Raw genomic sequence first — 24,266 nt, forward strand, 5'->3', positions numbered from 1 at the left:
TCTCCCTCGGGCGTGGCGCCCTCCGGATCCGGCCGTAACGCATTATGGAAGGCACTTGAGTCGGGCAGCGGCGGTAAGTCCTCACGCAGGGACTTGACCCGGCGCTGGTGTATTTTCCGCTTCATTGCGCTCGCATCCTCGAGACGTTCGTCGAGCTCGGTCGCGATCCTGACCAACACCTCGACCTGGCGTCGCCCGACATCGAGCGACGCGATGGTCTGATAGTTGGGAGAGGTCGATGTATGGGTCATGCAGGCTTCGTGAAAGGCCTGCTCGACGAGCACGATGTCACCCGGTCGCGCGATCGCCTGAACCACGATCTTGTTGCAGGTGGAGGTACCGTTGGTGGCGAAAAAGGTCTGTTTGGATCCGAATGCCCGCGCCGCCTTCTCCTGCGCCCGGTTGATCGGGCCGATGGGCTCGAGCAGGCTGTCAATTCCGCTTGAGGTGGCCGAGGATTCGGCCAGGAAGATGTTCATGCCGTAGAAATCACCCATGTCCTTGATCCAGTGCGAGCGGGTGATCGACTGGCCGCAGCGCTTCGATCGCGTCACGGGCCTTGCGCACGGTCTCGCCGTGCCGGCGCTTCGAAAGCGCCTGGGTGAGTTGCTCGCAGGCCATGCGCAGTGCGGTCCAGCGGTCGGTGCGCACCTGCTGGGCACTGTAGTACTCGGTCAACGACTTCTTGCTCTTGGCTGGCGTGTTCTTGACTGCGGTGTTCATGTGGCTTCTCCTTCATCGCCGCCCGGCCCGAGTTTGACACTTCCAGTTAGCACGTGCTGCCACATCGCCCATAGGACACAACTAAGAGTAGCTGCAGGCGCGGACCGCTGGACCGCATGCAGGGTGTTCTCGCGCGACAGCGCATAAAACGGCAACTCCTGAGCCGACTGCCGAAGTTGTGGGGTCGATCGCGGCGTTCGCCGCTCGGCTATTCTTGTGACCCGGCTTCTTTTTGGTGACGGATCGCAAGAATCGTCACAACGTCGTCCTTGGTGCGGTATCGGGCGACGTAACCGCTATCGCCAAATTCGATGACCCACTCGCGATACTCGGGCGGCAGATCCACAACGGGGCGGCCAAGCTGTGGTTGTCGACCGAGAATCCGGACTACTTTCAGGATCGTTTCGGCCGCTCGCTGGGCCGCAGCAGGATTCTTGGATCGCAAGAAATCGCGTAACCGTCGAAGGTCGCGTATCGCGCCGGGTGCGTATCTCACTTGTGGCATTCAGGCGCGGGCAGTTCGGTATCAGTCCCCCAACTGTCAAGCCACGCTTCCACCTCATCGGCAGTCGCGTGCAGGCCGGTCTCCTGGTATTCCTCCCAGGCCCTGAGCGCATCCTGATGGAAACTCTCGCGCTTCTCCTCACGCTCGACGTACTCTCGAATCGCCTCGCGCATGATCCAGTGCGTCGTCCGGCGGCGCACTTCCGCAATGTGTTCCATTCGGGCGCGCGTATCGGGATCGAGTTTGACCGACATCGGGCGGGCGGCAGTGGATGGCATCAGACTTTTCCCCAGGTGAGCTTGTGGGTATTACCTTATCACACCAGGCGTCAGCCTGCTCGACAAGCCTGGCCGTACAAACGCGAACTCTTCCCAACTTCGCCAAACGCGAAGGTCCCGTCACCGCTGAGCAATTTCCGTTCCGCCGTGTTGCGGCCTACAGTTGGCCCACGCAATGGAGGACGGCACACATGAAAGCATTGAATGGCATCAAGGTCATCGAGCAGGGGCAAATCATCGCAGGTCCCTTCGCCGGCAAGACGCTTGCGGAATTCGGCGCGGACGTGACCAAGATCAAAGCAGAGGGGACGGGTGCCCCGCTGCTTCGTGGACCGAACGATGCCCTGAAGCCACGCGATCCACCACTCAACCGCTGTTGCGCAGCCCGGCCGCAATCCCGTTGATCGACATGTGGATGCCGCGTTTGATGCGCTCGTCGTCGCTGCCGTCGCGGTGGCGGCGCAGCAGCTCGATCTGTACATGGTTGAGCGGATCGATGTACGGAAAGCGGTTCAGGATCGAGCGCTTGAGCAGCGGGTTGGCGTCGAGCAGTGCCTCCTGGCCGGTGATCCGCAACAGGCCGTCGATCGTGGCCGCATGCTCGGCGCGGATGCGGCCGAAGATCGATGTGCACAGCTCGGGGTCGCGCACCAGGCCGGCGTAACGGCTGGCGATCGCGATGTCGCTCTTGGCCAGCACCATGTCCATGTTGGACAGCAGCGTGGCGAAGAACGGCCATTCGCGATGCATGGCCTGCAGGCGCGCGAGGCCGGTCTCGCCGTGTCTGGCGACATAGGCGGTCAGCGCCGATCCGAAGCCGTACCAGCCTGGCAGCATCAGCCGGCATTGCGCCCAGCTGAACACCCATGGAATCGCGCGCAGGTCCTCGATGGCGGTGCTCTTCTTGCGCGAGGCGGGCCGGCTACCGATGTTCAGGTGCGCGATCTCGTCGATGACGGTGGATTCACGGAAATACTGCTCGAAGCCCTCGGTACCATAGACCAGGTCGCGATAGGCGGCGAACGCGGTCGCCGACAGTTCGTCCATCGCGGCGAGGTAGGCTGGATCGGGCGCTGGGTCGGACTCGGCCAGCAAGCTTGCTTCTAGCGTCGCCGCGACCAGGACCTCCAGGTTGCGCCGTCCCACCTCGGGGTTGCCATATTTGGCGGCGATGACCTCGCCCTGTTCGGTCAGCCGGATCTGCCCCTGCACTGCACCGCCGGGCTGGGCGAGAATGGCCTGGTAGCTCGGTCCGCCACCACGCCCGACCGATCCACCGCGACCGTGGAACAGGCGCAGGCGCACGCCGTTTCGCCGAAACACGTCGATCAGCGCGATCTCGGCCTTGTAGAGCTCCCAGCCCGAGGTCAGGAAGCCGCCGTCCTTGTTGGAGTCGGAGTAACCGAGCATGACCTCCTGCTCCATGCCGCGCGACGCGAGCAGGTGGCGATAGACCGGAAGCGCCAGCACCCGGTCCATGACCGGACCGCTTGCCTGCAGGTCGCCGATGGTCTCGAACAATGGAATGATGTTCATCGCGAGCCGGCCGCTGCAGGGGTCGAGCAGGCCCGATTCCTTCAGCAGCAGCGCGACCTCGAGCAGGTCGGACACGCCGTCGGTCTTGGAGATGATGTAGTTCGGCACCGCGGCCGCGCCATAGCGCCGCTGCGCTTCGCGCGCCGCGTCAAAGATCGCCAGCTCGATGGAGGTGTCGTCGGAGTAGCGGTGCCAGGGCGAGCGCAGGGGCCGGGGCGAGCCCAGCTCGTCTGCCAGCAGCGCGATGCGCGCGTCCTCGTCGAGCGACAGGTAATTGCTGCCCGGGCGTGCGAGTTCGAGCAGGTCGGCTACGACACGTTCGTGGACATCCGAGTTCTGACGCAGGTCGAGGGGCGCCAGGTGAAAGCCGAACACGCCCACGGCCCGGCGCAGGCGGTGCAGTCTTCCGCGGGCGATCGCGGTCGAGCCGTGTGCGCTCAGCGAACGATGGACAACGTCGAGATCCGCGCGAAACGCCTCGGGTGCGTCATAGGGCGCCGCTGCCGCCACCGGATGGCGTGTCGGGGCCAAGCCGGTGAGTTGCGCATAGCTTGCCGCGAGTCGCGCATAGATGCCCGAAATCGCTCGCCTATAGGGTTCGTCGCTGCGATGCGGGGACGCGTCGGGCGATGCGTCGGCCAGCGCCAGCAGCTCGTCCGAGCCGCGCACCAGTAGTGACGCGAGCGACAGTTCGGCCCCCAGCGCATGGACTTCGTCGAGGTAATGGCCGAGCGCACGCTCGCTCTGCATGGACATCGTGCGCTCGAGGACATCGGCGGTCACGAAGGGATTGCCGTCGCGGTCTCCACCGATCCAGCTACCCACCTGCAGGAAGGCGGGCAACTCCGGCGGAACACCATCGCCGCTACGCGCCGCGAGTGCGTCCTCGAGCACACCATAGAGGCGCGGCACCTCGGCCAGAAAGGTGGTGTCGAAATGGCTCAGGCCGTTGGCAACCTCGTCCGCGACCGACAGCTTGACCGGACGGAGCATGCGCGTCTGCCACAGCGTCAACACCCCGCGGCGCAGCGACTCCTCGCTGGTGGCCCGTTCTTCCGGGGTCAGCATGACGCGGTCCCGCTCGTCGAGCAGGCGTGAAATCTTGGTCTGGCAGTTCAGGATGCTCTTGCGCTGAACCTCGGTCGGATGGGCGGTGAGCACAGGACTGATCAGCGCGGTGCAGAAGAAATCATGCAAGCCGGCTGAATCCAGCCCGGACTCGAAGGCGCGCCCGAGGGCGTGGGCGAGGCTCCCTTCGCGCGGCGCCGAACCGGCGATCAGGTGGGCCCGCGAGCGCCGGATGTGATGCTGATCCTCGGCCAGATTGGCCAGGTGCGAAAAGTAGCTGAAGGCGCGGACCACGTGCAGCGTGTCCTCGCGTGACAGGGCGTTGAGCATCGTTTCCAGCATGTTGCGCGCGGCCGGATCCTGGTCGCGGTGAAAGCGGATCGCCAGTTGGCGAACACGTTCTATCTGCTCGAAAACGGCTTCGCCCTCCTGCTCGCGGACGGTGTCGCCGAGTATCCGCCCGAGTTCCCGGATGTCGTGCTTGAGTGGTTCATCCTTGGGTTGCAGCTGATGGTCTGCCATTTCTTCGTCCTGTTCGTTGGTTGGGCGAGCATCACGCCATGCTGCGGCCAAGCGCGAGTGTCGCGGCGATGTTGCGTGCGGCGATCTCGACGTTGGCGCGGGCATCGTGCAAGGCCTTCGTGAGCGTACAGGGCCGGTTCAGCACGCTGAACACCGCGTCGATCCCATGCGCGTGTACGACCGCGGCATCGGCGCCGAGGCTGCCGGCGATGCCGATGACCGGCACGCTGTGGCGCTTCGCGACCCGCGCGACGCCGATCGGGGTCTTGCCGTGGATGGACTGGCTGTCGATGCGCCCCTCGCCGGTGATGACGAGGTCGGCGTCACCTACGGCATGATCGAGCCCGACCGCCTCGGTCACGATGTCGATGCCGGGCCGCAGCCGCGCACCGAGGAAGGCCAGCATCGCGGCCCCCATGCCGCCGGCCGCACCGCTGCCGGGCACTTCGGCAACCGCGACGCCGGTATCGCGCTCGACGATTCTTGCGAAATGCGCGAGTGCCGTGTCGAGCCGCTCGACCATGTCGGGGTTGGCACCCTTCTGCGGGCCGAACACCGCCGACGCACCGCGAGGCCCGGTCAACGGGTTGTCGACATCGCAGGCGACATCGATCGTGCAGTGGGCCAGACGCGGGTCCAGCGTGCCGAGATCGATGCGGGCGAGGCGTTCCAGCGCGCCCCCGCCTGCAACGAGTTCGGCGCCGTCGCCGTCGAGCAGTCGAGCGCCCAACGCCTGGGCCATGCCGGCGCCGCCGTCGTTTGTGGCGCTGCCGCCGATGCCGAGGATGAAGCGGCGCGCGCCGGCATCCAGTGCGGCGAGAATCAGCTCTCCGGTGCCGCGCGAGCTCGCCCGCAGCGGATCGCGTTGGGCCGACGGGACGAGGGCGAGCCCGCTGGCGGCGGCCATCTCGATCACCGCGGTCGTGCCGTCACCGGTGAGCCCGTAGAAGCCGGTGACCTGCTCGCCCAGCGGTCCGGTCACGGCGACCTCGATACGGCGACCGCCGGTAGCTGCGACCATCGCGTCGACGGTGCCTTCACCCCCGTCGGCCACCGGCATAAGCACATACTCGGCGTGCGGAAAGACCTGCCGGAATCCGGTTTCGATCGCGTGTGCGACCTCGAGTGCGGACAGACTCTCCTTGTAGGAATCCGGGGCAATGACGATCTTCATGGGTTGCCTCTTCGACCGCCTGGGCGTTATGCCTTCAACCGGTAGCCGGTCCTGAAAATCCACGCAACGATCGCCAGTGCGACGACGAGGAAGAGCAGCGTCATGCCCAGGCTCAGCGCGACGCTGACGTCGGCGATGCCGAAGAAGCTCCAGCGGAAGCCGCTGATCAGATACACGACCGGGTTGAACATCGTGACCGTCTGCCACACCGGCGGCAGCATGTCAATGGAATAGAAACTTCCGCCCAGGAAGGCCAGCGGAGTCACGATCAGCAGCGGCACCAGTTGCAGCTTCTCGAAGTTGTCGGCCCAGATGCCGATGATGAAACCGATCAGGCTGAAGGTGATTGCGGTGAGCACCAGGAACAGCAGCATCCACAGCGGATGCGCGATCTGCAGTGGCACGAACAGGGTCGCGGTGGCCAGGATGATCAGCCCGACGATGATGGACTTGGTCGCGGCCGCGCCGACGTAGCTGACCACGATCTCGACATACGAGACCGGTGCCGACAGCAGTTCGTAGATCGTTCCGGCGAAGCGTGGGAAGAAGATCGCGAAGGACGCGTTCGACGTGCTTTGCGTGAGCAGCGACAGCATGATCAGGCCTGGCACGATGAACGCGCCGTAGCTGACGCCGCCGATCTCGGGAATCCGCGAACCGATCGCGGCGCCGAACACGACGAAGTACAGCGAGGTCGAGATCACCGGCGATACGATGCTCTGCAGCAGCGTGCGGCGCGTGCGTGCCATCTCGAACGCGTAGATCGCGCGGATCGCATGAAAATTCATTGTCCTTCCTTCACCAGGCTGACGAAGATGTCCTCGAGCGAGCTCTGCGACGTGCGCAGATCCCTGAACTCGATGCCCGCCTCACCGAGGTCGCGCAGCAGCGCGATGATGCCGGCGCGCTCGTTCTTCGCATCGTATGTGTAGATCAGCTCCCAGCCGTCCTCGGACAAGGCGAGCCCGTAATGGGCGAGCGCGACGGGGATGTGTTCCAGGCGCGCGTCCAGGTGCAGCGCGAGTTGCTTCTTGCCGAGCTTGCGCATCAGTTCGACCTTGTCCTCTACCAGGATGAGGCGACCCTTGCTGATCACGCCGATCCGGTCGGCCATCTCTTCGGCTTCATCGATGTAATGTGTGGTCAGTATGATGGTCACCCCGGTCTCGCGCAGGCCCCGCACGAGTTCCCACATGTCCTGGCGCAGTTCGACGTCGACGCCGGCGGTCGGCTCGTCGAGGAACAGGATGCGTGGTTCGTGCGACAGGGCCTTGGCGATCAGCACGCGGCGCTTCATGCCGCCGGACAGCGTCATGATGCGGTTGTTGCGCTTGTCCCACAGCGACAGGGACTTCAGCACCTTTTCGATATGCGCGGGGTCGGCGGGCTTGCCGAACAGGCCTCGGCTGAAGGAAACGGTCCCCCATACGGATTCGAAGGAATCGGTGGTCAGTTCCTGCGGGACCAAGCCGATCAGCGCGCGTGCGGCGCGAAAGTCGGTGATGATGTCGTGGCCGTCGACGCTCACCCGACCTTCGCTGGGCCGGACCAGGCCGCAGACGATGCTGATCAGCGTGGTCTTGCCGGCGCCGTTGGGGCCCAGCAGCGCGAAGATCTCGCCACGGCGGATGTCGAGGTCGATGTCGCGGAGCGCCACGAAACCGGACGCATAAGACTTGCCCAGGCCGGAAATGGAGATGATAGGGTGCATCGCACCGAAGATAGCAGAAGCGCCCGACTTTGCGGTGGCATAACCGAGGGCAGTTGTATGAATGGCTGGTCGGTCGGTCGGTAGGTCGGGCTGACGATGGGCTTGTCACCCGCGTCGGGGTGCGGTATCTTTCGCACCCGTCGTGAGGGGCGTACAGGTGGCGATTCCGGAGGCCGGTGGTCCGGTGAGGGCAGTGACGGTGTGCATGGACCAGTCGGTCCCGTCAAGCCGAATTGCGTTGCGTAGCTTGTCTGCCCACGGATATGCGGGAATAGCTCAGTTGGTAGAGCGCAACCTTGCCAAGGTTGAGGTCGCGAGTTCGAGACTCGTTTCCCGCTCCAGTTGCAGCAAAAAGGGAAGGTGTCCGTCACCTTCCCTTTTTGTCGTCCGGAACTGATGCGGATGCCCGGTACCGCACTCCCGCCATCCATGTTGCCGCGCGACGCGGTGCTGCCCGACTACGGCAACGGCGGCCTGTTGGGTCTGATCCGGTCGATCGCCGGCTTTCTGGACGGCGGAGCCTGGGCACCGTGGGTGGCCGAAGAGACCCTGCCGAACGCGCCATCTTCGTCACCGGTGCTCGTGTTCATGCTGATCGACGGGCTCGGCGATGCCTTTCTGTCCCGTCATGGTGCCGGCAGCCGGCTGCTCGCGCATCGCCGCGGGCGGATCACGTCGGTCTTTCCCTCTACCACCGCGAGTGCGGTCACGACGACGCTGACCGGCCTCGCGCCGGCCGCACACGGCCTGACTGGTTGGTACATCTTCGATCGACGCTTCGGTGGCGTCGTCGCGCCGTTGCCATTGTGCGCTCGTACCGGCGAGGCGCTGGGTGGGATGTTCCCGACGCGCCGTCTGTTTCCGTATCACACGCTGTTCGAGCGGAGAAAGCGCCAGTCCATGCTGGTGTCGCCGGCAGAGATCGCGCATTCGCCGTTCTCGCGCCGGCACGGCCGGGGCGCGGGCCTGATCGCGTATCACGATCTCGCCGGCTTCGCCGACGCGGTCGTATCCGCTGCAAACTGGCTCGAACGCTCCGGTGGCGGTTTTGTCCATGCGTACTACCCCGAGTTCGATGCGCTGAGCCACGATTTTGGCGCGAGTTCCGCGCAAGCGATCGCCGAGTTTCGGCGTGTCGACGACGCGTTCGGACAGGTTGTGGATCGGCTCGCCGGCACCGGGGCCGATGTCGTGGTGTGTGCGGACCATGGCTTCATCGACTCACCGGAGGAAAAATTCGTGCGGCTCGACGCATGGCCCGACGTGCTGGCGATGCTGGCCGAACCGCTATGGGGCGAACGGCGGGCGGCCTTCTGCGAGGTCCGGCCCGGGGCGCAGACCGAGTTCGAGCGATTCGTCGCCGAGGTGCTGTCGGCGTCAACTGTCGTGGTGCGCTCCGACGCATTGGTCGAGCATGATGTGTTCGGACCGGGTGAGCGTCATCCACGCCTGCGCGAGCGGGTCGGCACGCACGCACTGTTGATGCAACCCGGCTGGACGGTGTGGGATCCGCGCCCGGACGAACACCAGCACTGCATGCTGGGCGTGCATGGCGGTTTGAGTGCAGACGAGATGTGGGTGCCGCTGATCCACGCGCGTTGCTGAACGGCCGACCGGTCTTGCGTTGAACCGGGGTCAGTGCAGATCGCTCTCGTCCGGCGGAACCGGCAGCACCAGAATGCCTTCTTCGAGCATTTCGCCGACGTCGTCCGGCGATGCCTTGCCCTTGATGCTGCGCGCATCGGTTTCCCCGTAATGGATCCGGCGCGCCTCCTCGGCAAAGCGCTCGCCGACGTCCTCGGACTTCTTCGCCGCGATGCGCAACATCGAAATCGCGGTGGCGACCGCGTCGGCAGAAATTTGCGGTTTGGCACCGGACGGCGCCTTCGTTCGGTCGTCCGCGCCGGTGGCGACACCGGTCTTTACATAGGGTGCGGTCGGACGCCGCGCGATGTCGGTCGAACCGCATACCGGACATTCCACCTGCCGTTGCGCGCACTGATCCTCGAAGGCGCTCGCCGAAGCGAACCAGCCCTCGAAGAGGTGTTCCTCGTCGCAGCTGAGATTCAGAACGATCACGTCGAACCCTTTCGGATGTGGATATCAATACGGTATTGGACCGCCTCGAAGGCGGTTTTGCTCGCGGTTGCGCGCAGCCAAGTCACGGCGGGTGCCGGCGCTAAAACATCGAGCTGTTACCGCTCATGCCGAAGAGTCTACAGCCTGGTCGGGGAACCGCCTAATCGACTGTGGAGGCGGGTTGAACTGTCTGTAGCCAGTTGGGTCGTAAGGTGGTTATTTCAACCGTGGCCGAGTCAGGGGAGGGCAGGATGTCTCGTTTTGATCGTATTCTGAGGCGAACCCTGGTGTTCGCACCTTTCGTCCTGTGGTTCGCCGGCACGAGTCTCGTCCATGGCAATGAAGATCCGATGTTTCCGGACATCGTGTCCGTGCAGGTGCGCGCCTCGGGTGCGGACACGTTCGACTTCGACGTCACGGTTTCTTCGTCATACGATACGCCGGCACGTTACGCGGACGGCTTTCGTGTCGTGGCCGAATCGGGTGAGGTGCTCGGCGAGCGCACGCTCTGGCACGATCACCAGTACGAACAGCCTTTCACGCGTGACCTCTACTCGGTGACGATTCCGCGCGACGTGACCCACGTCGTGGTTCAGGGGCGCGACCAGAAGGCGGGCTACGGAGGCGCGTCGGTTCGGGTCCGATTGCCGGGCAGGTGAGGGGTCGCCGTTCGATCATCAGGATATGCTGCATGTTTGGGAGATCGGAATCATGCGATTCATCGTAGTGTTCGCTGCGCTTGTCGCGGCGCTGGTTGCGCCGGCATGGGCTGAGCGGATCGTCGAAGCGCGCTACGTCGAGCCGGTGCAGCGTTACGGGCATTTTGCGCTGGGCCGGCCGCATGAGTACGCACGCGTGGTTGCGACGACCGATGCCGGGCGTGAGCTGGCGTTGGAACTGCCGGCGGACGAGGTCTTCGAGGACCTCGTGCCGCGTCTGGTCGGGTTCACGACTGATGGACCGACCGAGTTGCTGGTGATCGTGAGTGCGCGCGGCACGGGCGCGCGCCTGGCTCTGATCGGGCTCGACGATGGCGCGCTTCGGATCGTCGCGCAGTCTGCGCCGATCGGTACTCCGAATCGCTGGCTCAACCCGGTGGGTGTCGCCGATCTGAACGGCGACGGCGTGGCCGAGGTGGCTGCGGTCACCACGCCGCACATCGGTGGCGTGCTCAGGGTCTATCGTCGTGTCGGGGAACGTTTGACCGAGCTCGCCTCGCTGTCCGGTTTCTCCAACCACGTGTATGGATCGCCCGAGCTGGATCTGTCGCGCCCCGCGACCATCGGTGGCCGGATGCAGCTCCTGGTACCGGATCTGCGACGCACCAGCGTCGTTGCGATCACGCTGGAAAACGGGCGTCTGGTGGAGACCGGGCGTTGCCGCCTGGCAGCCCCGGTTACCGATTCGAGCGCGCTGAGTGCCTGCGTGGCACGTATGGGCGCCGCATCCTGAATCAATGAGCCGAGGCGCCCATTCGAGGCTGATGCCGGAAAACCCATCCACCCGGACCGACCGCCGAATGATGCCCCGCAAGTCTTGGATAATGAATGGTGCCGAGGACGGGAATCGAACCCGTAAGGCTTTCGCCGGTGGATTTTAAGTCCACTGTGTTTACCAGTTTCACCACCCCGGCAGGTCCGATTGCGTCGAACACGGATTGGCCGCGCATTCTACCGTACCCGCCAGGCCGCGCGTCTCACGATTCCTGGTCTGGTCGGGCCTGGGTCCGTTTTCATCGATACGCCGTGGCCATCAGCGCTTGCGATCGGGTTTCGGTTTCGCGCGCGAAAAGGTGCTGCCGGCCCGTTCGTCACCTGCGTAGGGCTGTCGGGCCCTGGCTTCGGCTGGTTTGCGTGACGGCGGTTTGCCGCCCGGCCGACGTGCCGCGTCCTGTCGGGCCTCATCGGTATCGAGCAGGCGGATCTCGAGCTTGCACTGGCGCACGCGCACCTTGCGCAGTACCGCCAGGATCTCGTTCGGCAGGTCGGCCGGCAGTTCCACGGTGGAGTAGTCCTCGTACAGGTTGATCTGACCGATGTAGCGACTATCGATGCCGGCTTCGTTGGCAATCGCGCCGACGATGTCCTTGGGGGACACCTCCTGATTGCGGCCGACCTCGATGCGGTAGCGCGCCAGCTTGCCTTCGGCGTAGTCGCGGCGTCGCTCGAGGATCTGCGGGCGGTTTTCGCGCGGCGGGCGTTCCCCGCGATCCTGTCGCTCGGGACGACCCGGACGCTCGGGGTGATCGGTGCGTTCCGGTCGCGCGGCGCGCTCGAATCGATCGCCGCGCTGGGGGCGCTCCGCCCGCGGAGACTGAAGATCGGCGATGTCCGGCCCTGCCGAGGCCACCTGCAGCGGCCGTTCGCGCTGCGCGAGAAACGCGAGCGCGGCCGCGATCTCGTGCAGTTCTGCCTGGCTGTCGGCCTCCAGGCTGGCGACCACGTCGGCGAAGAAATCGAGATCCTCGGACGCGAGCACCGACTCGACCTGTTCGCGGAACAGGGCCACCCTGCGGTCGGCGACCGCCTGCCGGGACGGCAAGGGCAGGGCTTCGATCTTCTGTCGGGTGGCGCGCTCGATGACCTTGAGCATGCGCATCTCGCGCGGCGTCACGAACAGGATCGCGGTTCCGGCACGACCGGCGCGGCCGGTGCGGCCGATGCGGTGAACATAGGCTTCGGTGTCGTACGGGACATCGTAGTTGATCACATGCGTGATGCGGGCCACATCCAGACCGCGGGCCGCGACATCGGTGGCGACCACGATGTCCAGCGCGCCGCGCTTGAGCTGCTCGACCACGCGCTCGCGCAGTTGCTGGGTCATGTCGCCATTGAGCGCCGCGACGGCGTAACCGCGCGCCTCGAGCTTGTCGGCCAGTTCCACCGTGGCGGTCTTGGTGCGCACGAACACGATCGCCGCGTCGAAATCCGCCTCGATCTCGAGGATGCGGGTCAGCGCGTCGAGCTTGTGCGCGACATTGACCTGGCAGAAACGCTGGTGCGTGGTGGCAACCGTCGAGGTGCTGCTCTTGATCTTGATTTCGTGAGGATCTCGCAGATAGCGATGCGCGACGCGCCGGATCGGATCGGGCATGGTCGCCGAGAACAGCGCGGTCTGCCGGGTGGCGGGCGTGTGTTCCAGGATCCATTCGACGTCGTCGATGAAGCCCATGCGCAACATCTCGTCGGCCTCGTCCAGCACCATCGCCTGCAGGCTGCCCAGCTCGAGGCTCTTGCGCTCGAGATGGTCCATGATCCGTCCGGGCGTGCCGACGACCACATGGGCGCCGCGCTTGAGCTGGCGCAGCTGCACCACCATGCTCTGCCCGCCGTAGACCGGCAGCACATTGAAACCGGGCAGGTACTTCGCGTAGCGCAGAAAGGCCTCGGCGACCTGGATCGCGAGTTCGCGGGTGGGTGTCAGCACCAGCACCTGCGGGTTCTTGACGCTGAGATCGAGCCGGCTGAGCAACGGCAGCGCAAACGCGGCGGTCTTGCCGGTGCCGGTCTGGGCCTCGCCGATAATGTCATGCCCGTCCAGCAGATGCGGGATGCAGGCGGCCTGGATCGGCGAGGGGGTCTCGTAACCGACATCGGCGAGGGCTTCGAGAATCGCTGGGGCGAGGTCGAGTTGCTGGAAACTGTCCATGGGGCGTCATCGTCTAGGCGGTCAACACGGCGCATCCGGTCGGAACGCGCATCTTCCGCGAGAAGGGAAGAGGGAAGGGCAAGCGGGAAGCGGTCAGGCTTCGGCAAGTCGCTATGCTACCGAATACGCGCGCCGGGTTGCCTGATTGCATGGACCGGAACGCGAATATTGTCGGGAAATCGCCGTTCGCGTCGGCTTGAAGGCCTGAATGTGGGGCGCCACACTGTCGCGGGCGCCCCGACGCGACGTTCAGCGGTCGTCCGGCAGGCGCGTGAGCGCCTGCGCATGATGACGCAAGTGGTCGTCGATGAAACTGGCGATGAAGTAATAACTGTGGTCGTAACCTGTTTGCACACGCAGTGTCAGCGTGTGGTTTGCGGCGCTGGCAGCGGCCTGAAGCGCTTCGGGCTTGAGTTGCTCGGCCAGGAAGCCATCGGCCCCGCCCTGATCGACCAGCAGCGGCAGTCGCTCCGGCGCGTCGGCAAGCAGCGAGCAACTGTCCCACGCGCGCCACTGTGCCCGGTCCTCGCCCAGGTAACGCGAAAAAGCCTTCTCGCCCCACGGGCAGTCCATCGGATGGGTTATCGGCGCGAAAGCCGACACCGAACGATAACGGCCGGGATTGCGCAGCGCGCACACCAGTGCGCCATGGCCGCCCATCGAATGACCGCTGATGCCGCGTGCGCCGGACGCGGGGAAATGGGCTTCGATCAGCGCCGGCAACTCGTCGACCACGTAGTCGTGCATGCGGTAGTGGCGCGACCACGGCGCCTGGGTGGCGTTGAGGTAGAAGCCGGCGCCGTGGCCGAAATCCCAGGCGCCGTCCGGGTCGCCCGGGACGTCCGGGCCGCGCGGACTGGTGTCGGGCGCGACGATGATCAGCCCCAACTCGGCCGCCATGCGGTGCGCGCCGGCCTTCTGCATGAAGTTCTCGTCGGTGCAGGTCAGACCCGACAGCCAATACACGACCGGCAGTTTCCTGCCTGACTCCGCCTGCGGTGGAATATACACGGCGAACACCATGTCGCAGTCCAGCGTCTCCGAACGGTGGCGGAGGCGTTTGTGCCAGCCGCCGAAGCTCTTCTGGCTGGACAGGGTCTCGAGGGACATGGGCGGTTCTCCTGGATCCGGTTCGCCGGGGTGCATCAGAAGTGAATGACGGTGCGGATGCTCTTGCCTTCGTGCATCAGGTCGAAGGCCCGGTTGATGTCTTCGAGCGGCATCGTGTGTGTGATGAAGGTGTCGAGCGGAATCTCGCCCCGCTGCGCCTTCTGCACATAGCTCGGCAACTCGGTCCGGCCCTTGACGCCACCGAAGGCGCTGCCGCGCCACACCCGGCCGGTCACCAGCTGGAACGGGCGCGTGCTGATCTCCTGGCCGGCGCCGGCCACGCCGATGATGGTCGATTCGCCCCAGCCCTTGTGGCAGCATTCCAGGGCGGCGCGCATGAGTTTGACGTTGCCGACGCACTCGAACGAGTAGTCTACGCCGCCGTCGGTCAGTTCGACGATCACGTCCTGGATCGGCTTGTCGTAGTCGTTCGGGTTGACGCAGTCGGTCGCCCCCAGGCCTTTGGCGATGTCGAATTTGGACGGATTGATGTCGATCGCGATGATGCGCGAAGCCTTGGCCATCGTGGCGCCGATGATCGCAGCCAGGCCGATGCCCCCCAGCCCGAAGACCGCGACGGTCGCGCCGGGCTCGACTTTGGCGGTGTTGAGCACCGCGCCGATACCGGTGGTGACGCCGCAGCCGAGCAGACAGACCTTCTCCAGCGGCGCGTCCTTGGCGATCTTCGCCAGGGAGATCTCGGGCACGACGGTGTATTCGGAGAAGGTCGAGGTGCCCATGTAGTGGAAGATCGGCTGCCCCTGGTAGGAGAAGCGGCTGGTGCCGTCGGGCATCAGACCCTTGCCCTGGGTCGCGCGCACCGCCTGGCACAGGTTGGTCTTGCCCGACTTGCAGAACTTGCATTCGCGGCATTCGGCGGTATAAAGCGGGATCACATGGTCGCCGACTTCCAGCGAGGTCACGCCCTCGCCGACGGCCTCGACGATGCCGCCGCCCTCATGGCCGAGAATGGCGGGGAAGATGCCTTCCGGATCCTCGCCGGACAATGTGAACGCGTCGGTATGGCAGACACCGCTGGCGACGATGCGCACCAGCACCTCGCCGGCCCTGGGGGGTTCGACGTCGACCTCGACGATCTGAAGTGGTTGATTGGCCGCGAAAGCGACCGCTGCACGGGATTTGATGGTCATCGGCTGTTCCTGGCGATGGGAGAAATTGAACGCGGAGAACATGGTTCGGCCGCAAGCGGTCGATGGTTCAGTTCAGCTTGAACCATTTTTCCCATTCTAAACTGCATGCGCAATGACCGGTTCGTGGTCTCGGCGACGAAACGCCGGACACATCTGGGCCGAAGTTCCGGTCAGACTCGGAGGCCGAGGATGTGCCGAAGGAGGGAGTAGTTCGAAGGGAACGGGCGGATCAGGACTGCGCCGACACCGCATTTTCACCGGCATCCGCGACGCGCCTTGCAGCTAAAGCACGCGTTCGATCGCTTCGCGCAGTTCGGCGGCATCGGGTGCGATTCGGCTCGGAAACGCGGCCACGACCCGTCCATCCCGGTCAACCACGTACTTGTGGAAGTTCCAGCGCGGGGCTTCGGACTGTCGGGCAATCTCGCGGAAGATCGGATGTGCGTCCGCTCCACGCACGCTGATCGGCGTGAACATGTCGAAGGTCACGCCGTAATTGACGAAGCAGACCTCGGCGGTTTCGCTTTCGTCTGCGGCTTCCTGGCGGAAATCGTTGGACGGGAAACCGACGACCTTCAGTCCCGCAATTCGGTACTGCTGGTGCAGTGCTTCCAGGCCCTCGAACTGTCCGGTGAAACCGCAGTGGCTGGCGGTGTTGACCACCAGCAGCGGATGGCCGGCGAACTGCTCGCGCAGATTCACGACTTCACTCGAATGTAGGCGACGCAGTTCATGGTCGAACAACTGCGCGGTGGTGTCGTCTGCAGCGACGGTGGCTTGGGGCAGTGCGACCAACAGGGCGGCACTCAGAATCAGGGCGCGGTACATGGCAACTCCTCCAGGGGACAGGCCTGTGACTTCATTTATCGCGCCGAGTTCGATTCGGGTGAGGGCAGAGGCGACCGGTCTACGCGAAACGTGACCCGGTTCAGTTCGACGCCCTGAGCCCCGGGAAAGACGACGAGATCGCGGTGCGAATGGTCGCGGTGTCCTGCACGCCGGTCAGCGTGTTTCGCAGTTGTCCGTCTGGACCGAACATCAGCAGCGTCGTGTGTTCGGCGTTGTATCGCGACGCCAGAAGTCCGCCGTCCGCCTGCGAACGCACCGCCAGGCGAAACTGCACCCGCTCGGCGAACTCGCGCTGCAGCGGTGCCACGTTGTCGCGCAGTTGCCGGCATTCGGCGCAACCATAGTCGAATACCTGCACGACCGTAGGCTTGCCGTTGCCGATCACGGACAGATCCTGGCGTGCGCTGGCGCGTCGTTCGTAGGCTATGACGCCGACCGCGGCCAGCGGCACCGCGACCGCGAGCGCGAGTCCGCCGCGGATCAGCAAGCGGCGGTCACGACGCCGAATGCGTTCGGCGTGGGCCTGTTTTGCATCTGTCGCCAGTTTGTGCTTCCTGTGCTGCTTGCTCATCATCCACCCGTCAAACCCCGATCGAATTCATATCCTACCCGCCTCAGCCGTCCTGCGGGTGTGCGGGCGTATCCAGAATGCGCTGATACCAGGCCAGATCCAGCCAGCGCCCGAACTTGTAACCGGCCTGCCGGATCGTGCCCGCATGCGTGAATCCCAGCCGTTCGTGCATTCGGATGCTTGCTGCGTTGTCCGCGTCGATCGCGCCGATCAGTGCATGCAGGTCGTGTTTGAGCGCGCGCTCGACCAGGGTCTGCAGCAACAGGCTGCCGATGCCCTTGCCGGCATGTTCCGGGTGCACATAGACCGAATGTTCCACGCTGTACTTGAAGGCGGCGAAGGGCCGAAAGGCGCTCCAGCTCGCGAAGCCGAGCAGCTTGCCCTGGGGTGATACCGCGCCGATGACCGGATGGCCATGGGAGGCCTTGGCCTCGAACCACGCCTGCATGGCCGACAGCGGGCGAGGGTAGTAGTCGTAGATCGCGGTCGAATGTGCGATCGCGTGATTCAGCATGAACAGGATCTGCTGCGCATGCGCATCATGCGTGCAGTCGACGAGCTGCAGTCTCATGGCCTGTGCCGACCCGGGCCTCCAGGCATTGTCGATCACTCTTCCTCCGCGAGCAGGCGGCGGCAGGTGTCGAGATCGGTGTCCGAGAAGCAACAGAACACGACCTGCTCGATCTGCGGGAGCCGGCGGAGGGCTTCGCGTACCGTCCCAATCGCGATGCGAACCGCCGCTTCGAAAGGGTAGCCATAGACGCCGGTGCTGATGCCCGGAAACGCGATCGTACGTGCGCCGGCCTCGGCCGCCAGTTCGAGGCTGCGGCGATAGCATGAAGCCAGCGCCGCTGCTTCGCCCCTGTCCCCGCCATGCCACACCGGTCCTACCGTGTGGATCACGAATCTCGCCGGCAAGCCGTGGCCGCCGGTCAGCTTCGCATCTCCGGTCCGACAGCCGCCCAGCGTTCGGCATTCGGCCAGCAACGCCGGGCCGGCTGCACGGTGGATCGCCCCGTCCACGCCGCCGCCGCCCAGCAGCGACGACTTGGCCGCATTTACGATCGCATCCACGTTCAGCGTGGTGATGTCCGCGCGCCTTGCGCTTAGTCGCTTGTTCATAGACCATCTCTGCGAACGCGTCGGGAGGATTAAGCGTCCGGCAAGCGGGACCGGAATGCCCCCTCAACCTGAATTCATCCCGATACGTCTTGCCGATGGGATGGTACCGCGCATCAATCGACTATTGAAAGTACGAAATCGAAGCGCTGCGGGCTGCTGCGAACCAGTGTCACTTACACCCATTCCTGGGTGCGGCAGGGCGTTATGCGGCGAATCGCAGTCTCTAACGCCGCAGGATGTGCGGCGAATAACTTACGCATTCGAAGAATTCATCCCATAATCTCCGCATGAAAAGCGGCGATTACAAGTACATCTGGCAGTTCAACGACTGGCCGAACTGGCACTTCGACCTGGCGGCACTGGTTACGCCTATGGCTGAGGTCAGTCGCGCCCACGGGTTTTTAATGGGCCGGCTGGCTGACGTGGCCATGGTGCTGCGAGATCAGGCCAGCCTGGCCGCGCTCACCGAAGACGTTGTCAAGACCAGCGAGATCGAGGGCGAGCAGCTCGAGGTCGAATCGGTGCGTTCGAGCATCGCGCTCAGGCTGGGCGTGGACATCGGCGCGCTTGAGCCGGTCGATCGGCACGTCGAGGGCGTGGTCGAGATGGTGCTGGATGCCACGGCCAACTGCCAGGCACCGGTAACACGGGAGCGTCTGTTCGGCTGGCATGCCGCACTGTTTCCCACCGGCTACTCCGGGCTCTCCAAAATCAAGGTCGGAAGCTGGCGCGACGATGCCAGCGGACCGATGCGGGTGGTGTCCGGTCCGATCGGCCGCCAGCGGGTACATTTCGAGGCACCGCCGGCTGAGCGTCTGGAGGCGGAAACCAGCAGCTTCCTTGACTGGCTCAATGGTGCATCAAACGAGCCGCCACTGATCAAAGCGGGGCTCGGCCATCTGTGGTTCGTCACTCTGCACCCGTTCGACGATGGCAATGGCCGTATCGCTCGGGCCATCGGCGATCTGCTGCTGGCCCGCGTCGATGGCAGCCCTCAACGCTTCTTCAGCTTGTCGGCGCAGATCCAGCGCGACCGCAAGGCCTACTACGACATCCTGGAGCGGACGCAGAACCGGTCGATGGATGTTACCGAGTGGCTTACCTGGTTCTTCGATACCCTCCATCGCGCCGTCGATCAGGCACAGCACACCCTCGATGCCGTATTGACCAAGGCGCGGTTCTGGCAGCGCTGGGCGACCACCCCACTCAACGAGCGACAGGTGAAGTTGCTGAACAAGCTGCTCGACGGCTTCGAAGGCAAGCTCACCACCAGCAAGTGGGCGGCCATCGCCAAGTGCTCGCCGGACACGGCCCTGCGCGACATCAACGGCCTGCTTGCGCGGGGCATGCTGCGGAAATTGGGTGCGGGCGGGCGCAGCACCAGCTACGAACTGAACGCTCTGCCGGAGTAGCGGCGTTTTCTGAAACTGCCTTGGCTCACGCGCGGAACAGCGCCTCCATGGACGCCTCCCGACTCATGGGGAAGTAGACCGGGATGGAATCACCGACCAGTCGGGCTCGTCGAATTCGCCGATCACGCTGATCTCGCATTTTTCGGCATGCCGCGCAAGGATGCGACGCACGGTCTCGTGGCTGTCGTCGTCCTTGGCGTCCCGATGCGCCTTGGACTGCCAGTGCGCGATCGCGAGCAGCGTTTCGGGCTCGCCGATCTTGCGATGCAGATAGGTGCCGAGTGCGCCGGGCGTGTGCTGGATGATCTCGCTGGCCTCGACCCACGCCTCGGCATACTGCTCGACGGTGTAGCCGGGTTTCATGCGCACCTGAAAGATGAACTTCATGTCGGTCTCCTTCTCAGGAACCGATCGAGCGCCGCCGCGAAGGCCTTGCGTTCGCCCTGGCTCAGCGCGGGCGGGCCTCCAGTGTCGATGCCGGTCGATCGAAGCGTGTCCATGAAATCGCGCATGCTGAGCAGCGAGCGGATGTTCTCGCTGGAGTAGGTTTCCCCGCGCGGGTTCAGCGCATGCCCACCCTTGGCGATGACCTCGGCCGCGAGCGGAATGTCGGCCGTGATCACGAGATCCCCGGGGGCCAGCCTCCTGACGATCTCGTTGTCGGCGACATCGAAGCCCTGCAGCACCTGTATCGAACGGATGAAGCGTGACGGCGGCACGCGCACGAAGTGGTTCGCCAGCAGCGTTGTGATGATCTCGCCGCGCTCGGCCGCGCGAAACAGGATGTCCTTGATCACGCCCGGACAGGCATCGGCGTCGACCCAGATCTGCATGTCAGTGTGCGCCCTCGTTCGGAAAGCGGAACCGGAAATGACGACGGGGACCGAAGTCCCCGCCGGCTTTTCTTTGGTAACAAGGCTCAAGCAGCCTCGGCATAGGCCTTAAGCGGCCAGTGCGAAACGCTCATCGTTGGCGTTTGTGGTTTTGCGCGGATTACGTCCGTCGCCTCTCGGGTTGCCTGCTCACCTTCAATCGCCCTGTCGAAACCGGGACACCCCCACCTAAGCGCATCCCGATACGCTTAGGTGGAGGTGAGGGGAATCGAACCCCTGTCCAGAACGCCTCCGGGTTGCCGGAATTACAACCATGTACCTATGATGGGGCCGGAGCGGGAAAGTTTCAAGTGATCACAAGGTTCATGAGCATTCGTGTCCGGCCAGGGTCTTAAGCACGTCATTGACGCGGACCGGCCAGGCGACCCCAAGCACTGGAGGATTGCTCATGCGCTCATTGTTAGCTGCCGCAGCCATTGTGATGCTGGCCCCCACAGTTTCCCATGCGGATGTGAAATATCAGATTCGGGAAACGGGAGACCTGGTTGCCGTCTGTGAGTCGAGCGCCGCTCCCGACGCCCCGACCGCGCTGGCATCCTGCCATGGTTTTCTGGCGGGTGCGGTGCATTACTACTACGCCGCAGTGCCGGAACAGTCGCGCTTTACCTGCGCACCGGATCCCGCTCCGAGCGGCAGCGATGTCATGAACGACTTCGTGCGCTGGGCCGAGGACTCACCCGCAGCAAATGCAGGAACCGGCCGTCGAGACCTTGTCCCGATACATCGCCGAGACCTGTCCGTGCTCCTGAGATGCGCGGGGCGACAATCTCTCGAATGCGTCGATCAGGGCGTTTCCTTCTCGGTCGGCCGCACGCCGGCTTCATATTCCTCGTAAAGCGCGTGGCCAAAGGCCTTCCACGCAGGACCCCCGTGCGTATGCACGCCGATCTCGGCGCTCTGGCGCATGTTGTCCAGCATGAGCCCGGACAGCATGAAGAACTCGCCGGTCAGTTTTTCGCTGCGGATCGGGCTGCGCAACATGCCCATCATGCAGGACGGCGTGCAACTGAGCGCCCGGCGTGCCAACGCATGCATCCTGGCGTGATCGCTCCAGTCGATACCCAGCGCGATACCGCGTTTGAAGATCTCGTGCTCGATATCGTCCGCGTTGCGGTCGAAGTGTCCGAAACCGCTCATTCAATCGTCCTTTGTCACGCGAGTGCCGCTGGCGGGGGCGGACCTGTGGTGGTGAATACGGCAAGGTACGCATTGTAGCGACTGCACCGGCGGCCGCTTGCGACAATTTGCCGTTCGCGCTGCAGCGCAGCGACCGGCACTCGCTGCTAGAATCGAGCGCATGTCAGCTGCCGGGAGGACGCGATGGGCCAGGAGATCGACCATGTCGTATTCACCGCCCGCGACTTCGACGAGTTCGCCCGGCGGCTGGCCGACGAGACGACGTCGCTGGTCGCCGACTTCACCGCGCGTGGGACGACCGATGACACCGCGCTGCTCGGTCTGGAGCTCGAAACCTGTCTGGTCGACTCCGACAGTCTCGCGCCGGCCATGCGCAATCAGGCTTTCCTGGTCGCGATGGACTCCCCGCTCGCGTCGGCCGAACTGGCGCAGCATAACGTCGAGTTCAACTTCGAGCCGCTGCCAATCCGTGACGATGTGCTGTCCAGCCTGCATGCTGCCCTCGATAAGCAGTGGGCGCATGCGCAGCGGGTGGCCGCTTCGCTGGGCTTGCGCATCGGACTGTTCGGCATCCTGCCCACGCTGGACCGCGCGGCGCTGTCGCTTGCGAACATCTCGCCGCTGAACCGATACCTGGCGCTGAACCGGCAGGTCATGCGTGCGCATCGGGGTGCGCCGTTCAGGCTCGACATCAAGGGGCGCGAGCACCTGATCCAGGATCTGGACAGCGTGATGCCCGAGGCGGCCGCCACGTCGCTGCAGATTCATCTACGCCTGCCGGCCCACCTGATCAGACGCGCCTACAATGCGGCCATCCTGGTGTCGGCGCCGATGGTGGCCGCGTGCGCGAACGCGCCGTTCCTGTTTGGACACGAGTTGTGGGACGAGACCCGGATACCGCTGTTCGAACAGGCGGTCGGCCTGGGCGGTATCGCGGGCGCGTGCCGTGGCCCGCTGCGCCGGGTCTCGTTCGGGTCGGGCTACGCCCGTCGCAGCATCCTCGAATGCTTCGAGGAGAACCTGATCCATTTTCCGGTGCTGCTGCCGATCCTGGACGATGCGCACGGCCGCCTCGCCCATCTGCGGCTGCACAATGGCACGATCTGGCGCTGGAACCGACCGATCGTCGGTTTCGACGATGGAGGCGGCGTGCACATCCGGCTCGAGCACCGCACGCTTCCGGCGGGGCCGACGCTGGCGGACATGGTCGCGAACACGGCGCTCTTCCTCGGGCTGGTCCGTCATTACATGGACCAACCAGTGGAATCGCTGGAGTTTGCCCGAAGCCGCAGCAACTTCTACGAGGCGGCGCGTCTCGGCCTTGCTGCGCGCGTCGACTGGCTGGACGGACAAAGACAGTCGCTCGGGCGACTGTTGCTGAAGACCTTGTTACCCCACGCTGTGACAGGGCTCGAAGCCTTGGGCGTGAATCGCGGCGATGCCGACCGTTATCTGGGCGTGTTGGAACGTCGGCTCGAGAGCGGGCAGAATGGAGCCGTGTGGCAGCGTCGTTTCATCGCACGGTACCCGGGCGCGTTCGCTGCGCTCACCGCCGCGATGCTCGACTATCAGCGCCACGACATACCGGTCCATCTATGGGAGTGATGACTTGCCCCGACTGCATCAGCTCGACGCATTGCCTGCCGCGTTTCTCGATGTCTCTGCCCAGGACCTGCATCGGATTCTGCCTGCTCCGACCCTGATCCATCTGCGAGGGCGCCGGCCGGACACGCTGTTCGTCAGCGTCATGTTGCACGGCAACGAAACCACCGGGCTGCTCGCCGCACAGCGGCTGTTGCGCAGGTATCGGGACCAACCTCTGCCGCGCCAGCTGAGCCTGTTCGTGGGCAACATCGATGCCGCGCGCGTCGGCATGCGGCGCCTGGCCGGGCAACCGGACTACAACCGGGTGTGGCCGGGCACGACCATCGCATCCTGTGCCGAGACGGATCTGATGCAGGCGGTGTTCGACGAGATGAAGGGCCGGGCCTTGTTCGCCAGCATCGATGTGCACAACAACACCGGCCTGAATCCGCATTACGCGTGCGTGAATGTGCTCGATACCGCGTGCCTGCAGCTCGCGGCGCTGTTCGGACGTACCGCGGTGTTCTTCGAGACGCCGTGCGGCACCCAGAGCGCGGCGATGGCGCGCTTGTGTCCGGCGGTGACGCTCGAATGCGGCAAACCCGGCGACGAGCACGGCATCGAGCACTCGGCCGAGTTCCTCGACGCGTGCCTGCACCTGACGGACATTCCCCGCCATGAGGTCCGGGACAGTGACCTTCACCTGTTCCACACCGTGGTACAGGTGCGCGTGCCGGACGACATCAGTTTCGGGTTCGGGCGCAACGACCTGATGCTCGACCTGTTGCCGGACCTCGAACGCATGAACTTCCGCGAAATGCCGGCCGGCACCATCCTCGGTTTCTTTCCTGCCGGCCAGCCGCCTCGACTGCTCGCGATGGACGATGGCGGTCGCGACGTCAGCGATGCCTACCTCACGTTCGAGCACGGCTGCGTGCGCCTGAAGCGCAGCGTGATGCCCTCCATGCTGACACTGGACGAGACCGTGATCCGTCAGGACTGCCTGTGCTACCTGATGGAGCGGATGGGCCTGCCGCACGGCGCCTGAGTTCGTTCGAACGGGCCGACCCGGGGCTCAGGCTTCGGCCCAGAACAGGCTTTCCTGTTCCCCTGTGCCAACATGCTTGCCGCGAAGACTGGAGCGCGCGGGGTCGGTGGGCCAGGCGATGGAGATTCCGTCCGCGTCCGGCGGC

Annotated in this window: 25 protein-coding genes, 2 tRNA genes, 1 other RNA gene and 1 pseudogene; 8 read left to right on the forward strand and 21 right to left on the reverse strand. The window is 64.7% G+C overall.

Features of this window, described 5'->3' with window-relative positions:
- From ACKVEX_RS03360 to ACKVEX_RS03375, 4 genes and pseudogenes are all read right to left on the reverse strand, one after another.
- Positions 1-497, reverse strand: a pseudogene (locus ACKVEX_RS03360) (hypothetical protein); the annotation flags it as partial.
- Positions 490-723: a hypothetical protein gene (locus ACKVEX_RS03365; RefSeq protein ID WP_473214283.1), complete on the reverse strand. Its 234-nt coding sequence runs from the start codon at positions 721-723 to the stop codon at positions 490-492. The pseudogene ACKVEX_RS03360 and the gene ACKVEX_RS03365, both read right to left, overlap by 8 nt.
- 208 nt (positions 724-931) lie before the next feature.
- Positions 932-1,228 carry a type II toxin-antitoxin system RelE/ParE family toxin gene (locus ACKVEX_RS03370; RefSeq protein ID WP_473214284.1) on the reverse strand — a complete coding sequence of 99 codons (297 nt, stop codon included), beginning with the start codon at positions 1,226-1,228 and terminating at the stop codon, positions 932-934.
- The gene (locus ACKVEX_RS03375) at positions 1,216-1,506 is read right to left on the reverse strand and encodes a CopG family ribbon-helix-helix protein (protein ID WP_473214285.1); all 291 of its coding nucleotides are present in this window, start codon (positions 1,504-1,506) and stop codon (positions 1,216-1,218) included. Before ACKVEX_RS03375 ends, ACKVEX_RS03370 begins: the two co-directional genes overlap by 13 nt.
- A 191-nt stretch (positions 1,507-1,697) precedes the next feature.
- On the opposite strand from ACKVEX_RS03375, the gene ACKVEX_RS03380 reads away from it, so the two are divergent.
- Positions 1,698-1,910 (forward strand): CoA transferase, encoded by a 213-nt coding sequence (locus ACKVEX_RS03380; RefSeq protein WP_473214286.1) that lies wholly within the window; start codon positions 1,698-1,700, stop codon positions 1,908-1,910.
- Here the strand turns inward: ACKVEX_RS03380 and ppc are convergent.
- From ppc to ACKVEX_RS03400, 4 genes are read right to left on the reverse strand one after another with little or no spacing between them, the layout of a single operon-like run.
- Positions 1,873-4,632 (reverse strand): phosphoenolpyruvate carboxylase, encoded by a 2,760-nt coding sequence (gene ppc / locus ACKVEX_RS03385; RefSeq protein ID WP_473214287.1) that lies wholly within the window; start codon positions 4,630-4,632, stop codon positions 1,873-1,875. The genes ACKVEX_RS03380 and ppc overlap by 38 nt on opposite strands.
- A gap of 31 nt (positions 4,633-4,663) precedes the next feature.
- The gene (locus ACKVEX_RS03390) at positions 4,664-5,806 is read right to left on the reverse strand and encodes a glycerate kinase (RefSeq protein ID WP_473214288.1); all 1,143 of its coding nucleotides are present in this window, start codon (positions 5,804-5,806) and stop codon (positions 4,664-4,666) included.
- A 26-nt stretch (positions 5,807-5,832) separates the two neighbouring features.
- Positions 5,833-6,594: an ABC transporter permease gene (locus ACKVEX_RS03395; protein ID WP_473214289.1), complete on the reverse strand. Its 762-nt coding sequence runs from the start codon at positions 6,592-6,594 to the stop codon at positions 5,833-5,835.
- The gene (locus tag ACKVEX_RS03400; RefSeq protein WP_473214290.1) at positions 6,591-7,517 is read right to left on the reverse strand and encodes an ABC transporter ATP-binding protein; all 927 of its coding nucleotides are present in this window, start codon (positions 7,515-7,517) and stop codon (positions 6,591-6,593) included. The genes ACKVEX_RS03395 and ACKVEX_RS03400 overlap by 4 nt, the downstream gene beginning before the upstream one ends.
- Before the next feature lie 265 nt (positions 7,518-7,782).
- Here ACKVEX_RS03400 and ACKVEX_RS03405 point away from each other — a divergent pair.
- Both ACKVEX_RS03405 and ACKVEX_RS03410 read left to right on the forward strand, forming a co-directional pair.
- Positions 7,783-7,858, forward strand: a tRNA-Gly gene (locus tag ACKVEX_RS03405).
- 61 nt (positions 7,859-7,919) lie between these two features.
- Complete coding sequence (locus ACKVEX_RS03410; RefSeq protein ID WP_473214291.1) at positions 7,920-9,122, forward strand: alkaline phosphatase family protein; 1,203 nt, start codon at positions 7,920-7,922, stop codon at positions 9,120-9,122.
- A gap of 30 nt (positions 9,123-9,152) precedes the next feature.
- Here the strand turns inward: ACKVEX_RS03410 and ACKVEX_RS03415 are convergent, their stop codons facing one another.
- Entirely contained in the window at positions 9,153-9,596 is a 444-nt protein-coding gene (locus ACKVEX_RS03415; RefSeq protein ID WP_473214292.1) for a DUF1178 family protein, read from the reverse strand.
- 251 nt (positions 9,597-9,847) lie between these two features.
- Between ACKVEX_RS03415 and ACKVEX_RS03420 the strand changes: the two genes are divergently transcribed.
- Positions 9,848-10,255: a hypothetical protein gene (locus ACKVEX_RS03420; RefSeq protein WP_473214293.1), complete on the forward strand. Its 408-nt coding sequence runs from the start codon at positions 9,848-9,850 to the stop codon at positions 10,253-10,255.
- Positions 10,256-10,307: 52 nt separating this feature from the next.
- On the forward strand, positions 10,308-11,048 hold the full coding sequence (locus ACKVEX_RS03425; protein ID WP_473214294.1) for a hypothetical protein: 741 nt from the start codon (positions 10,308-10,310) through the stop codon (positions 11,046-11,048).
- A 96-nt stretch (positions 11,049-11,144) separates the two neighbouring features.
- Here the strand turns inward: ACKVEX_RS03425 and ACKVEX_RS03430 are convergent.
- The 8 genes from ACKVEX_RS03430 to ACKVEX_RS03465 form a co-directional block, all read right to left on the reverse strand.
- Positions 11,145-11,229: transfer RNA gene (locus ACKVEX_RS03430), tRNA-Leu, on the reverse strand.
- A 119-nt stretch (positions 11,230-11,348) separates the two neighbouring features.
- Positions 11,349-13,244 (reverse strand): DEAD/DEAH box helicase, encoded by a 1,896-nt coding sequence (locus ACKVEX_RS03435; RefSeq protein ID WP_473214295.1) that lies wholly within the window; start codon positions 13,242-13,244, stop codon positions 11,349-11,351.
- Positions 13,245-13,493: 249 nt separating this feature from the next.
- A complete protein-coding gene (gene fghA, locus ACKVEX_RS03440; RefSeq protein WP_473214296.1) occupies positions 13,494-14,354 on the reverse strand; it encodes an S-formylglutathione hydrolase in 861 nt (286 codons plus the stop codon).
- A gap of 35 nt (positions 14,355-14,389) precedes the next feature.
- On the reverse strand, positions 14,390-15,505 hold the full coding sequence (locus ACKVEX_RS03445) for an S-(hydroxymethyl)glutathione dehydrogenase/class III alcohol dehydrogenase (RefSeq protein WP_473214297.1): 1,116 nt from the start codon (positions 15,503-15,505) through the stop codon (positions 14,390-14,392).
- A 282-nt stretch (positions 15,506-15,787) separates the two neighbouring features.
- Positions 15,788-16,333, reverse strand: coding sequence for a glutathione peroxidase (locus ACKVEX_RS03450; RefSeq protein ID WP_473214298.1), 546 nt, complete (start codon positions 16,331-16,333; stop codon positions 15,788-15,790).
- A 100-nt stretch (positions 16,334-16,433) separates the two neighbouring features.
- A complete protein-coding gene (locus ACKVEX_RS03455; protein WP_473214299.1) occupies positions 16,434-16,928 on the reverse strand; it encodes a YbbN family protein in 495 nt (164 codons plus the stop codon).
- Between the two features lie 40 nt (positions 16,929-16,968).
- Positions 16,969-17,496: a GNAT family N-acetyltransferase gene (locus tag ACKVEX_RS03460; protein ID WP_473214300.1), complete on the reverse strand. Its 528-nt coding sequence runs from the start codon at positions 17,494-17,496 to the stop codon at positions 16,969-16,971.
- Between the two features lie 35 nt (positions 17,497-17,531).
- Positions 17,532-18,047, reverse strand: a complete 516-nt coding sequence (locus tag ACKVEX_RS03465) for an O-acetyl-ADP-ribose deacetylase (RefSeq protein ID WP_473214301.1) — start codon at positions 18,045-18,047, stop codon at positions 17,532-17,534.
- A gap of 287 nt (positions 18,048-18,334) precedes the next feature.
- Between ACKVEX_RS03465 and ACKVEX_RS03470 the strand changes: the two genes are divergently transcribed.
- A complete protein-coding gene (locus ACKVEX_RS03470; RefSeq protein ID WP_473214302.1) occupies positions 18,335-19,459 on the forward strand; it encodes a Fic family protein in 1,125 nt (374 codons plus the stop codon).
- A gap of 63 nt (positions 19,460-19,522) precedes the next feature.
- On the opposite strand, the gene ACKVEX_RS03475 is transcribed toward ACKVEX_RS03470, so the two are convergent.
- The 4 genes from ACKVEX_RS03475 to ACKVEX_RS03490 form a co-directional block, all read right to left on the reverse strand.
- A complete protein-coding gene (locus tag ACKVEX_RS03475; protein ID WP_473214303.1) occupies positions 19,523-19,846 on the reverse strand; it encodes an antibiotic biosynthesis monooxygenase family protein in 324 nt (107 codons plus the stop codon).
- Entirely contained in the window at positions 19,843-20,292 is a 450-nt protein-coding gene (locus tag ACKVEX_RS03480; protein WP_473214304.1) for a YaiI/YqxD family protein, read from the reverse strand. Before ACKVEX_RS03480 ends, ACKVEX_RS03475 begins: the two co-directional genes overlap by 4 nt.
- A gap of 38 nt (positions 20,293-20,330) precedes the next feature.
- Positions 20,331-20,656: a transfer-messenger RNA gene (gene ssrA / locus ACKVEX_RS03485) on the reverse strand.
- A 479-nt stretch (positions 20,657-21,135) separates the two neighbouring features.
- Positions 21,136-21,489: a hypothetical protein gene (locus tag ACKVEX_RS03490; protein ID WP_473214305.1), complete on the reverse strand. Its 354-nt coding sequence runs from the start codon at positions 21,487-21,489 to the stop codon at positions 21,136-21,138.
- Between the two features lie 183 nt (positions 21,490-21,672).
- Between ACKVEX_RS03490 and ACKVEX_RS03495 the strand changes: the two genes are divergently transcribed.
- Together ACKVEX_RS03495 and ACKVEX_RS03500 are read left to right on the forward strand one after the other, a co-directional pair.
- Entirely contained in the window at positions 21,673-23,094 is a 1,422-nt protein-coding gene (locus ACKVEX_RS03495) for a glutamate-cysteine ligase family protein (RefSeq protein ID WP_473214306.1), read from the forward strand.
- A 4-nt stretch (positions 23,095-23,098) separates the two neighbouring features.
- Positions 23,099-24,121 (forward strand): M14 family metallopeptidase, encoded by a 1,023-nt coding sequence (locus ACKVEX_RS03500; RefSeq protein ID WP_473214307.1) that lies wholly within the window; start codon positions 23,099-23,101, stop codon positions 24,119-24,121.
- Positions 24,122-24,266: the final 145 nt, after the last annotated feature.

Origin of the sequence: Denitraticella aggregata, assembly GCF_048158365.1 — a bacterium.
In the GTDB taxonomy this organism is placed as follows: domain Bacteria; phylum Pseudomonadota; class Gammaproteobacteria; order Burkholderiales; family Rhodocyclaceae; genus Azoarcus_F.